The sequence below is a fragment of the Wocania ichthyoenteri Th78 genome, from assembly GCF_000789235.1.
Lineage (GTDB): Bacteria > Bacteroidota > Bacteroidia > Flavobacteriales > Flavobacteriaceae > Wocania_A > Wocania_A ichthyoenteri.
The window spans coordinates 3,573,760-3,587,001 of the sequence record NZ_KN525716.1 but is presented as its reverse complement, the minus strand read 5'-3'; the positions used below and the strand labels follow the sequence as shown (position 1 = coordinate 3,587,001).

Sequence of the window (13,242 nt, the reverse complement as noted above, 5' to 3'; positions counted from 1 at the left end):
TTTTTAGTTTTTAAAAATAGACATTAAGTTTTATGCTAAATTATTTTATAACTACCCAAGTATTTATTGTATTATGATTGGCTTCTAAAACTATTTTATAAAAATTTGATGGTAATTTTGATACATCAATAGTAGCTTGCCCTTTTTTTATGTCTGCCTTTTTTAATAATTTATAAGCATCAGTTCCTCCTGTATTAAAGTCATTTTCTGTTGACACCCAAATTTTCACTTTTCCTTTTGAATCTATTACATCCCAAGTGATATATAATTTAGACTCACTATTAGTAGCCTTTGCATTGGACAAGGAAATCTTGCCGGTTAATGGCACACCATCAATTTCCCAAAGTTGTTCTTTTTTAGGTTCAATATTTAAAGTGCGCATCATGGTTGGCATAATATCAACAATTCCTGGTTCTTTTGTTTTAAAATAACCATTCAAATTTTTAGCGTTTGTAACAATCCAAGTAAGACGCTCTCTTTCACTTTGTCCGCCATGTCCCTGTCCTGTTTCCTTATCACGTCCATGATCTGTAGTAATAAATATTTCCCAACTTTCATTAAACTGTTTACGCCTGTAGTTAATGGCTTTCCAAACTTTACCTATCTGCTTGTCTGCTATTTTAACGGCATCATGGAATTGATCACTATCACCAAACCGATGTCCCATATCATCTGTATATTCTAAATATATCCAAGATAAATCTGGTGCATTTTCTTTTATACAATCTGAGGCTTTTTCTACTACATGCTCATCAATTTTATGAATATACATAGCCTTTTTATCATGCGGAAAGTTAATAGTATCATGCTCATACCCATCGAAAACATAATCCAATTTAATATGGCCTGTTTCAGAAAGACCATCTCCAACAAGTTTTGTTCTGTTATCCAGCCAAGTAGAAAATATAGCCGTTTTTAGCTCAGGACGATACGCTTTTGCCATTCTAAAAATAGTCCAATAATTATAATTTGGTTTTTTAATACTATTCCCCCAAACGTTATGTTTATTGGCCCAAGTACCAGTAAGCAAACTATTATATCCCACTGCGGAGATAGTAGGGGTTTGAGAGTATTTGTCTTTTTCTCCTCCTACATAGGCTCGTGTATAACCTCCCTCCCTTGCTATCTTATCTAAATTAGGGGTATATACCTTTTCAATGACATCTGCTGGAATACCATCTACAATTACAAAAAGAACTTTGGTGTCTTTTTTTTGAGCATAGCTAAAGCAAGCTATGAATACAACTAATAGATAAATGTTTTTTTTTATCATGTTTATTTAATCTTAAATGTAGCCAATACGCCTTTATGATCCGTAGGCCATATCCCTTGAGGTTTTAAAAATGTATCAAACAATGTATTGTCTTGAACTCCATTTCCTCTAACAATACTTTCAGATGGGCCAACAATAATGATATCTTTCAAAGCTAAACGTTCGTTTTTGTGATAATATATAAAATCAATACGATCTCTATCATCTGCCTCGGGAGTCCATACTAATTTAGACAATTCTACATTAATATTATAAGCAGCCCAAGTAAACCCAGGATGTGTAACTGGATTAGGGTATTTTACTCGATACGCATCCAAATACTTATTTTGTTGCAAAGTCACACTACTATGCCATGGTACAATGGTACCGTTATGGTCAAACAAATCTTTGGTTGCTTCAATCCAGTCTAAATGTGAGGGCTCATTAAAATCACCCGCCAACAGCACTATATTACCATTTTGCTGTTCTTTGGCAGCATCATTTACAAAAAGATTAATAGCCTCATCACGCCTTGAAGCTTTGTTTTGTTCTAATATTTTATGAACATCTAGTATTGGTTCAGGTAGCTTTTCCCATGTTATACCGTCGTAGCCTCTAGGTAAATAACACGCATAATGGGTATAATCTAAGTGTGCCGCATATACTGCTACCTTAGTTTTTTCGTCTAATTTTATAATGGCTTTTGTAAAGGAAGACGAATTAATTGCTGGTTTAGATGTAATAGGGAATTTTGATAAAATAATAGGTGACTTTCCAGAGTTGAAAGAATAATATGCTTCTCCCTTGAGCTCTAACGCATTTACCAATCGATTACTGAATACAGTATCATTATAATTTCGGATTTCACTAAGCGTAACAACATCGGCTTCAGATAGTAGAATCACTTCTACAATTGCTTCAAAGCCTCCATTAACAGAAGTCCCTTCTTGCCACGTATTAAGTGTTAGGACTTTTAAAGTTCCATTAAAAGTAATCTCAGGAATTATCTGCTGTTCTGTTTCTTTTTCCTGAGTTATTTTAGAATTACAACAATAGCTTGTTGCTATTAATATAGTAGTAAAAATTAATGATCTCATCTCCTTTTTCATTTCTCGTTATAAAAAAAGGGAGACGAACTTTTATCTCCCTTAAAAACTAAAACTAACTTAAACTAATTACTATTTTATGGTATTGTAAGTTCTGTATTTACTGCATACCAATATACCCAGTTACCAGTAGTTCCACCAGATAGATAATATACCCAAAATTTTACATTTATTTTACCAGTACAAACCTCGTAGACACCTTCCTCTGCTAGTCTGAATTGATATTGGTAACCATCATTAGCTAAACCAGCATCGAAGTCATCAAAAGTTACACTGCCTATTTTAGCTCCAGCAACAACGGGTGTTAAAGTAATTTCTAAATTGGCATTTGGAAATGCTCCATAATTTATTAAATTGCCTGTAAGCGATAAGACATTTCCGTTAATTGAAGCACTAATAGTTTTATCCTTTTCATTAATTAAATCTGTTGCAAAAATATCTATATCCTCTGGACATTCATCATCAACTAATGTAAGGACAATAGATTTATTAGACTGGTTTACAACCCCAACACCAATATCGATATTTGGATTACTCACACTTTCAATCGAAATTTCTAGATTTAAATCTTCAGTACCATCTAACAGATTGTCAATAATCTCAATGCTAAACGGTTCTGATTTTATTTCACCCGCTTTAAATAAAACTGTTTTCGAATCGACATTATAATCAACGCCTTCTTGAGCAGTTCCTGTTATACTAAGGGTAACCGAAAAATCCTCTTTTAAGACACTGCCATCGTATCTTAAAAATATCTCTTGTGTACCCGCATTTTCTAAAGTCGAAATTTCTTCACTAATGAAAGAAACAAACTTATATCTCTCAAAATCGTAAAGTTGTGGTTCTTCTTCACAGCCTAAGCTTAACAAGACTATGGTTATGTATAATATTGATTTTAAAATTTTCATTGTATATCTGTTTTTGTGTTTAAATTTTTGAACTTAAACAAGTTTTACCAACCCATTATTTGAGACAATTGAGGATTCAAAGCTACCTGATGTGCTGGTATTGGACGATAATAATACTTAGGTTCTTCAAAGGTTCTTATGTCTGTATTTGCAACCATATAACCTGATGTTCCATTAGATAAATAAATGCTTGCTGCTGGGTCTCCAAAAACTCCAGCCTTATAATATATAAGATTTACCCCTAACGAATTTTGTTCTTTAGGAGAAGGAATATCATCTCCACTATCAATAATACTAATATCTTCTACGCCATCTCCAGTCATATCATATTTACCCAAGCCAGGGAAATACATACCAATAGGGTTTTTCTCTAATACTTTACCTGCGTACCACCTGTGTAAGTCATAAAGCCTAAATGATTCTAATGCCAGTTCTGCTCTTCGCTCTCTTCTTATTTCATAAATCACACCTTTGTTTGCTCCAGAAACATTTGGATAATCAGTTTCAAATAAGGGATCAATATCTGCGTTTGCTGTAGCCATATTTAAATTAGGCAAACCAACTCTTGATCTCAACTTGTTAATACTATTATCAAGATCTTCTTGTGTTAATATGCCAAGTTCAGCTTTTGCTTCAGCGTAAATTAATAGGGTTTCTGCATATCGCATTACGATTAAATCGTTACCTTGATTTTCATTAGTACTAGAGTTATTATAACCTTTAGTTTGAAAATACCCTGTAAAGTTTCTATTAAATTCTGGAATATAAGGCGCAGGTTCGTTTCTTCTAATCCAACCTGGGTAAACAAAAGTTTGTGACATTCTTGGGTCTCTATTCTGAAATTCCTGTATATAAGTAAATGTATCAGATCCTGGCTGATCACTAAACCTAGTACCATCTTGCATTAAATAATTATTTAATAATGACTTGGTAGCACTTTGCTCGTAATCACCAAAAACAGTACTATTACCACTAGTTTTTTCTTTTTCTACATCGTAAATATTTACTAAAATAGCTTCAGGGTTACTTGTTTGATTATCAGAATTAAATAACGAACCATAATCTGAATTTGGGCTACCCGTATTGTATATATTAAACTTTCCAGAATCCATCAGTTGTTTAGCAGCATCAGCAGACATCTGTAGAAAAGTATTAGCTGTACTTTCTAAGCCTAACTCTGGGTGGTACTTTCTGTAAGTTCCTTCATGCAAAGCCATTCTAGAAAGTAAATGTAATGCTGCCCATTTACTTATTTTTTCTGTACCCGCAGCTTCTTCTTTTATATATTGTGCAGCAAATTGTATATCTTTAAAAATACTATCCACAACCATAGCACGGGGATCTCTTGGTTTATACAAATCTTCATCGTTTGCACCAAGGGTTTTCGAATAATATGGTACATCTGAAAATCGTCTTACTTTTGCATAATAAAAATCTGCTCTATGGAATTTGGCTACACCCTCAAAATGCTTTTTAGTAGCGTCATCTATATCTGCCTTTCCAAAATTTTCTAAGAAAAAGTTAATTTGTCTAAGTCGACTCCAGTTCCACCCAGAATTGATATTTTCCGCACTTGGAGAACCAATCATAATATTTTTTAATTCTACAGCTCCTGTAGTTGCTACATCATCTGTACCCTGGTCTCCTAAAAATGTACCGTATCCAGCTAATGAATGAAGCCCATCTATATACAGTTGTAAATCACTCGCCGTATTAAAAAAGTTTTCTGTAGAAATTTCATCTTGAGGAACTGTATCTAAAAAATCATCATTACAAGCTATAAGAAGCATAGTAATTGATAATAATACTAGTATTTTATTTATTGTTTTCATTGTGTATTTTTTATTAATTTAGAATGTAACATTCATACCAACTGATAATTTACGATGAAAAGGGTATGCATAACCACTATTTCCAGTAGCTTCTGGATCTACAATTTTTTTGATAGAAGACCATTCAGCAATATTTTCACCCGTAACGAAAACGCGTAAATTAGAAATCTTCATTTTATCAAGTATTTTGTGTGGTAAAGAATAACCTATTGAAATATTCTTTAATCTTAAATAGGCTGCACTTTTCATGTATTTGGTTTGAGAAATATCTAATCCAGCACCAAAGTTATTGTCCGCTAACCAAGATTGTAACACAGGGAACTCAGCATCGGTATTAGCATCGGCTAATCCAGCATCAATATATGATTGTGAATGTTGAGCTCTTAATGCATCACTATCTCCAGTCGCTCGATAAAAATCTAATAAGTGTGGATACACATTGGCATAGGGTTGCTGGTATGGCCCCCAATACAAATAATGCCTTGGGTAATAATCTTTTTTTCCAATACCTTGAACAAAACAGCTAACATCAAAACCTTTCCATGCAGCATACATATTAAACCCAAACTGATATCTAGGTTGGCTATTACCAATTAATTTTAAATCTTTAGGATCAATTGCAGACTGCCCTCGCTCTATTTTCCCATCTCCATCTTGATCGACATATTTTGGCCATCCAGGAACCACAGCTATAGCTCCCCAAGGCACAATAGCAGATTGATCTAATGTTGCAATTTCATCTTCATCTTTAAAAAATCCATCATTTTCTAGCCCCCATATTTCTCCTACATCTTGTCCTTCTCTCCATTGCGAGAAAAGTTGTCCTTCATTGTCAAATCGAGTAATCTTTGTTTTATTATCCCATAACCTTGCTGCTAATTCTAAATTAAAAGGGCTTCCTCCTACTTTAAATTCATCTTTATATCCAAAAGAAAGCTCCCATCCTTTAGTCTGTAAATCGGCTGCATTTTGAACTGGAGGAGAAGTTCCTAATACAGCAGGAAGTTCTTTACTTGGAACCAGCATATCTTTAGTATCTCTGGTAAACATTTCAAAAGTAAAGGAGAGCATATTATTAAAAAAGCTAGCATCAACACCAAAGTTTGAAGAAGTAACGCGTTCCCATGTATAATTATTTGGGTCTACACCTAAACCAGGACCTCTTACTATTTTTGGATAATCCCCATCAATCAAATAGCTGGATTCACCTTGCCCTAACGAATTTATATACCCATAATTACTAACACTTTGATTACCTAAAGAACCATAAGAATACCTAATCTTTAAGTGATTCATTACATCGGTAACATTTTCTCCTAATTCTTTACTTACTAACCATGCTGCAGACATTCCTGGAAAAAACCCATAACGATTTTGTTTTGGAAATCTAGACGATCCGTCATACCTTGTATTTACCTCAAAAATATAGCGTTCATTATAGATATAATTAACTCTATTAAAAAGTCCTGTTACAGCCCAATCAGAAAAATTATACCCTACTTCCTGATCTCCAGTAGCTAAAGTTAAGTATGGTAAATCTCTAGATATTAATCCATTTCTTTGTGCTGAAAACCAGTTGTATTCACTCGTTTCTTTATTAAAACCTGTAGTTGCGCTAATATAATGTTTGCCTATTGTTTTTGCATAGGTTCCATAAATATTAAATACATTATAGGTGTTTATAGCTTGAGTTTCATAAGCCCAGTCAGTAACATTTATATCTCTAAAAGAATTAGGACCATCGCTAACTCTATAATTAGTACGATCTGAATGATACCTATTAAAATCTTTTTTAAAGGTGTGTTCTGCAGTAATTGTTAAATCTTTATCTAAAAGATAAAAATGTAATCTATTTGTGGTTTGTATTCCCGTTTGTTTAAAACGCTGTTTACCCCCATCTATCATTTCTGCAGCTGCTCTACCTGCAGGGTTATCGGCCCAAGAACCGTCTGGATTTTTCACAACCTCAGTTGGTCTCAAATTGTATACATTAGTCAAGCTATATCGTGGATTCTTTCTATTTGATAATGTTAAGAAGGTGTTGTTCTCAAAATCCATCCAAGCATAAGGCTCCACTGTAATCTTTGATCTTAAAGTATTACGTTCCCAATTATCAGTCACTAACCTATTTAATCCATTTTCTAAAGTATGACTAGCTGAAAGATAATAACTAATGCCTTGATCAATTAAGGTTTCATCACCAGCATTAGTGGTTCCAAACGCTCTTTTTCCGCTAATAGATATATTGTGATTTTGTGAAAACGAATATTTATTAAAAAAATAGTCATTCCAGTTAGTATTACCCATATATTGATACCTATTTGGGTTATTAGGATCTAGTCGAACACTTGGTACAGAAGAATCTTCTGATCTTGCTTTTGCCCAAGCATACCAATCGTCATTATAGCTTACATAATTCCATGGTGTATTACTTGTTGAAATATCTAATAATCTTGAAAAAATATAGGGATCAGTAATAGGTTTTGGAGTGACTGTAGGTGTCCCCCAAATAAAAGTATTCGAATATTGAATTTTATTTCTACCACCTTCTTTTGTGGTTACCAATACCACACCAAAAGCAGCTCTTGCTCCATAAATAGCTGCAGAAGACGCATCTTTTAATATAGATATGGAGGCTATATCATTAGGATTCATACGCGTAAGATCACTAGAAGATGAAGGAACACCGTCTATTAATATTAAAGGAGACCCTCCGTTTAAAGATGTTATCCCTCGAATATTAACATTTGCAGTGCCGCCAGGAGCTCCATTTCCAAATGTGATGTTTAAGTTAGAAACTGCACCTTGAAGACCTTGTGAAACATTAGCTATAGGCCTATCTTCTATAATATCCATATCAACAACTTCTACAGCCCCACTTAAGTTTACTTTTTTTTGAGTACCATAGCCTATAACAACAACTTCATCTAATGTGCTTGAATCAATCTCTAAATTGATAACAATTTTTTCTTGATTTCCAACTTGAACCTCTTTAGTTTGATAACCAACATATGATACCACTAATACGGCATCAGGTGATGTAATTTTTAAAGAGAATTTTCCATCAAAATCGGTAGATACCCCATTTGATGTTCCTTTTAATAATACTGTTGCTCCCGGAAGTGGTTGTTGTGTTTCCGTATCAACAACAGTTCCTGTTACAATACTTTCTTGTGCAAATACACTTTGATTAATCATAAATATCAGCAGTAATAGTAAAAAATTACCAGAATACTGTTCTCTCTTTACGATGTAACCCTTTGTTCTTTTACACACAAAAGTCAAAAAGTTTAATGTTTTCATTCGCTTTCTTTTAAAATTAATTTTAGACTGAGTTAATTAGTTGGTGCTAAAGTATAAAAATATTTTGATTGAACAAGCAGTCAATTTAAAATTAATGTCTTATTTTTGTTAAATAATTATTAACTATGTTTGCATTATGGGTAGAAAAAGTTTAAAAACAGTTAGACAAAAAGAAATTATAGAAGCCTTTTATGTGGTAGCAAAACAAGAAGGTTTAGAGAATACCTCTATAGCAAAAGTAGCAAAACACATGAGTATTAACACTAGCTTAATACTACACTATTTTGAATCTAAAGATGAATTAATATTTGGTCTTATAAACTATATTCTAGAGAATTATAAATCTCTATACATAACTAACGATATTAATAATAGTGAAATTAAACTTAAAAAAACAATAGATAATTTATTTTCAAGAGATTGGAATAATTTAATTGACGATGGTGTTTTTTATAGTAGTTTCACACTAATTTTTAGAGATGAAAAAATAAAAAAAGCCTTTAAAGATTTACATGACTCTTTAAGGTTCTTTTTAACAGAAGTAATAGCAAATGCGAAAAGAGACAACGTTGTAGATGTAAAAGACCCAAAAGAAACAGCAGAACTTATTTTTGTGTTGGTTGAAGGCGCTTATTACTATTTATCCCTTTTTGATGTTACTGATATTGAATATACTAATAAAATAACACACTATAAAAAAGCAGCTATAAATATGCTGAATTTTAAAATCTAAAAAAATTATCTTCTTCTTTTTAAAATTGAAATTATTGTTGCTAAACCAATACACATCCAAACAAAATTGGTAAATAAATTAGGTTTATCTTTCGTATCATATGCACTAATAACAAGACATATTCCTCCTATTACATTCATAAGTTGATATGTGATACTGTTTGCCTTAAGCTTATTAATACTTAATAAAAAATATGATATTAAATATGACGCAGCACCAAACCACCCGATAATTTGAAAAATGTTCAATGAATTATATGTTTTACAACTATTATAATTTGTTTATTATGCAAAGTCAGTTTTTATATTCTTATATTATAGAATAGAACATATGGTAAATATCAATAATTATTGGATAATTTCAAGTTATTATTCAAAATAATTGTTGAATTAGAAATATACAATCAAAATTTATAATCTTAAAATTCTGTCCAATCAAATATAGTTACTCCATTTCCTCTGTGTAATCAAAAAGGTATAAAAACGTTTAGGCTAGTTTTATATGAAAGTCCATGTTCTTCCTATTTTCTTATTATGGACAACTCATTTTAAATTCATTTCTGAGCATTTGCCGTTTACGGTCACTCTGGCAAAAACTGAAATATTAGTTCACACTTTTTGTGTTTTAAAACTGTAAACCGAATTAAACTATATTAATTCAATCATTATGATAGTCAAAAAACCATAAAACCTTATAAATCATACAATTTACAAGGTTTTAGTTTTCTTTTGTATTAATTTTTGTCGGGGTGGCAGACTTAACTACCTTTTTTTATAACACTGATAAACAGTCGATTAAGCTATTTCTATAATTATGCACACCTATTTGCACACTAAAATCATTATAAGAACTTCAAAGATATAATTTGCTCTTCTTTGATATTATAAAGATACAAATTATATAAATATTAATGAAAATTACATTATGCATTGTTCTAGAATAATTGTGTTTTACTAACATTCTCCGTTTAAACTCCTATTAGTGCATATCAGCCCAAAAACAAGTATAACTTACACTCATGTCTTATCTGCTAATTTAATAGATATTAAAAATCCTTTTGGCAGTTTATAGGAAAGTTAAGTATATTAGCTCATGTACCTTACAATCGAAATAATAAGAATGTAATGCATGGTAAAAAGTATTGTTATTCATCTATTTTAGAACATTATAGATTATTCAATAATCCATATAACTAAGTTAGCCTTTATTTAGAAAAACATAACTAATCAAAAAATAGAAAATATGAAAACAGTTGGAATTATTGGTGGCTCAGGCTTCATTGGAAGTCATACCACAAAGAAATTTTTACAAGAAGGATTTAAGGTTAAAGTATCTGCTACTGATATTTCCAAGACAGAGAAATATAACCATTTGAAAGAATTACAGAATTCTCAAAATCTAGAAATTCTTCCTCTAAAAGTAGAAAACAAAAATCAACTAAAAGAATTCATTAAAGGATGTGATATAGTTGTTCATGGTGGAACACCTTTTCAATTAGATGTTAAAGACCCAAAAACTGAATTATTTGACCCAACGATTAAAGGAACAGAGAACTTTATTGAAGTAATTAATGAAATACCAACGATTGAAAAAGTAGTTTTTATTGCATCTGTTGCTGCATTCAATACAAATTTTCCATTACCTCCTGGCAATAAGAGTCCTAAAGATTCAATAGATGAAAATGATGCTCCATTTATGAGTGAAGAAAGTCATCCTTATGCACAAGCCAAATTTATTGCAAACCAGACAGTAGAAAAGTTTATAAACGAATATCCGAATATAGATTTTGAAATAACAACTGTTTCACCTACTGGAGTAATGGGAAAATCCTTATCCAATAGAGAAGATTCAACTTCTTCAGGTTTACAGTTCTTATTTAAGAATAAAATAGCTCCCAATCCATTTATACAAATGTTTTATGACAATGACATTGAATTTGCTATGGTGGATGTTAAAGACGTAGCTAATGGAATTTATAGTGCTTGTACCAAAAAAGGCTTACACGGAAAAAATTATTTATTAAGTAGCGAAAGTTGGAAAGTCTCTGATATTTCCAGAATGCTGAATAACGAAAAACCAAATGGAAATGCTCGTATAACCTATAAAAACGATGCTGCAATAAGAGATTTAGGAATTGAATTTAATCCTGCTATTATTCCGCTGACTGAATTTAGTAAATAGAAAAAACAAAGGCTAACAAAGACGTGTATAAAATTGCTTGCGGAATTTCCCCACGGAAATTCACGCGAACTAATTACCTTTCCGCAACGGTGGAGAGTGAATAGCACTTTTAACCACATAAATCATACAAACACGTTCTAAAACATTTTGAACAAAAAAACCTATATAATTTATAGTTCGAGAAATCAGAATTTTATAAAAACGGATGATTCAATACTAGAACAGTTTGTTTACATTTCCTTTATAGGTTTGACCAATCGGTATTTTATGCTCGTTAATTAAAATTCGATTACCCTCAATTTGTTTGATTTTGTTTTTAGCAACTATAAATGATTTGTGCACTCTTAAAAAATTAATTTGTGGAAGGAACTCTTCAAAAAATGAGATTTTTTCATGACTTAAAATCATCTCACCTTTTAAATACACTTTTGCATAGTTGCCATAAGCCTCAATAAATAAAATACCTTCAGTATCTATTTGATGGTATTTTTTATCTCCTTTTAAAAAAAAACGCTTTGAAACTGAATTTGAATTAGGAGCTGTTTCGATTTTATTGTTTTGAATAGCTGTTGTTTCTGTAACTTTATTCACTGCTTTAACCAAACGATCAAAACTGAATGGTTTTAATAAATAGTCAGAAACGCTTAATTCATAACCTTCTAATGCATGTTCTCTATAAGCAGTTGTAATAATAGTTTTGGGTGGATTTGTTAATGTTTTTAGAAAATCTAAACCTTTAAGTTTAGGCATATTAATATCTAAAAACATGAAATCTATTGTGTTTTCATTTAAAAACTGCAGAGCCTCCATGGCGTTGTAGCAACTTTTTTCTAGCTGTAAATGAGGCAACAAACTACAAAATTCTTGAATAATATCATGTGCTAAAGGCTCATCATCAATAATAATATATTTAAACATATCTCGTGATTTTTAAATCAACTCTATAGGTGTTAGTATTTTCATTTATAACTAATTGGTGTCTCTTTGGATAAGTTAAAGACAAACGCTGCTTCAAATTAGTTAATCCAATTCCTTTTTCCAAGCTTATTTCTTTTGGATCAAAATTATTTTCAATTGAAAAATGTATTTCGGATTCTGAACTTTTCAAATTCATCTTTACAAAAGCATCTTCAGTCAGTTTTTCAACACCATGTTTTAAAGCATTTTCTAATAAAATTATAAATAATAAAGGTGCAATTGTATCTCCATCCTCAATGCAATAATCAAATTTTATGGATACGCTTTTATGATACCTTATTCTGTGCAATTCTATATAACTTTCTAAATAAGTAACTTCATCTTTTAATAGAACGAACTCTTTTTTTCCTTCATAAATAGCATAGCGCATCATATCGGACAGTTTTAAAATAACTTCTGGCGCATGCTTAGAATTTTTAATTGTCAGCGCGTATAGATTATTTAATGTGTTAAAGAAAAAATGTGGATTTATCTGAGATTTTAATAATGACAATTCTGTTTTAGACTTTTCGGCTTTTAAGTTTTGAAGCCATTTCCATTGCTCAAAAGCCCAAACCAAAAACAATGGAGGAATTGGTAAAAGGAATAAATAAAAAGGAAAGTCTCCTCTAATCTTCAAATAAGCTTCTAATCCCCCTGAAAACAGCCTTAAATAAAGAAAATATAAAAGAATTGGACCATAAATAAATACAACTAATTTCCAATACTTTTTAATAAAAGAAGGAATCAAGACAAAGATAAGACCAATCCAAAATATCATTAAAAGAATCAATGTTATTGGGTTATCTAGAAGATTCATTAAACCGTCTACTAATAACGTAACATAAAAAAACACCATTAAGATTAATACTCTAAATGCTATTTTCTTTCTTTTTTTTAAAACCTGAATCATACTTCAAAAATATATATGTTATCTGGTATTCGCAACTAATTGGATATACACTATGAA

10 protein-coding genes are annotated in these 13,242 nt (G+C 31.3%); 2 read left to right on the top strand and 8 right to left on the bottom strand.

All coding sequences use genetic code 11. The features are described 5' to 3' along the window. Positions 1–40: 40 nt before the first annotated feature. From RG22_RS15625 to RG22_RS15605, 5 genes are all read right to left on the bottom strand, one after another. The gene (locus tag RG22_RS15625; protein WP_034044957.1) at positions 41–1,273 is read right to left on the bottom strand and encodes an alkaline phosphatase family protein; all 1,233 of its coding nucleotides are present in this window, start codon (positions 1,271–1,273) and stop codon (positions 41–43) included. 2 nt (positions 1,274–1,275) lie between these two features. Beyond that, entirely contained in the window at positions 1,276–2,349 is a 1,074-nt protein-coding gene (locus RG22_RS15620; protein WP_034044955.1) for an endonuclease/exonuclease/phosphatase family protein, read from the bottom strand. An 86-nt stretch (positions 2,350–2,435) separates the two neighbouring features. Then, positions 2,436–3,266, bottom strand: a complete 831-nt coding sequence (locus RG22_RS15615; RefSeq protein ID WP_034044952.1) for a Calx-beta domain-containing protein — start codon at positions 3,264–3,266, stop codon at positions 2,436–2,438. A gap of 44 nt (positions 3,267–3,310) precedes the next feature. After that, complete coding sequence (locus tag RG22_RS15610; RefSeq protein WP_034044949.1) at positions 3,311–5,098, bottom strand: RagB/SusD family nutrient uptake outer membrane protein; 1,788 nt, start codon at positions 5,096–5,098, stop codon at positions 3,311–3,313. Positions 5,099–5,116: 18 nt separating this feature from the next. Next, positions 5,117–8,401 (bottom strand): SusC/RagA family TonB-linked outer membrane protein, encoded by a 3,285-nt coding sequence (locus RG22_RS15605; RefSeq protein WP_081997751.1) that lies wholly within the window; start codon positions 8,399–8,401, stop codon positions 5,117–5,119. Positions 8,402–8,537: 136 nt separating this feature from the next. On the opposite strand from RG22_RS15605, the gene RG22_RS15600 reads away from it, so the two are divergent. Then, positions 8,538–9,134 (top strand): TetR family transcriptional regulator, encoded by a 597-nt coding sequence (locus tag RG22_RS15600; RefSeq protein ID WP_034044946.1) that lies wholly within the window; start codon positions 8,538–8,540, stop codon positions 9,132–9,134. Positions 9,135–9,139: 5 nt separating this feature from the next. Here RG22_RS15600 and RG22_RS18305 read toward each other — a convergent pair whose 3' ends face one another. Continuing rightward, positions 9,140–9,382 carry a CBU_0592 family membrane protein gene (locus RG22_RS18305; protein ID WP_052143779.1) on the bottom strand — a complete coding sequence of 81 codons (243 nt, stop codon included), beginning with the start codon at positions 9,380–9,382 and terminating at the stop codon, positions 9,140–9,142. 994 nt (positions 9,383–10,376) lie between these two features. Between RG22_RS18305 and RG22_RS15590 the strand changes: the two genes are divergently transcribed. Further along, a complete protein-coding gene (locus RG22_RS15590) occupies positions 10,377–11,315 on the top strand; it encodes an NAD-dependent epimerase/dehydratase family protein (RefSeq protein WP_034044943.1) in 939 nt (312 codons plus the stop codon). A gap of 216 nt (positions 11,316–11,531) precedes the next feature. On the opposite strand, the gene RG22_RS15585 is transcribed toward RG22_RS15590, so the two are convergent. Together RG22_RS15585 and RG22_RS15580 are read right to left on the bottom strand one after the other, a co-directional pair. Further along, the gene (locus RG22_RS15585; RefSeq protein WP_034044941.1) at positions 11,532–12,233 is read right to left on the bottom strand and encodes a LytR/AlgR family response regulator transcription factor; all 702 of its coding nucleotides are present in this window, start codon (positions 12,231–12,233) and stop codon (positions 11,532–11,534) included. Further along, positions 12,226–13,185: a sensor histidine kinase gene (locus tag RG22_RS15580; protein WP_081997750.1), complete on the bottom strand. Its 960-nt coding sequence runs from the start codon at positions 13,183–13,185 to the stop codon at positions 12,226–12,228. The genes RG22_RS15585 and RG22_RS15580 overlap by 8 nt, the downstream gene beginning before the upstream one ends. Between the last annotated feature and the right edge of the window lie 57 nt (positions 13,186–13,242).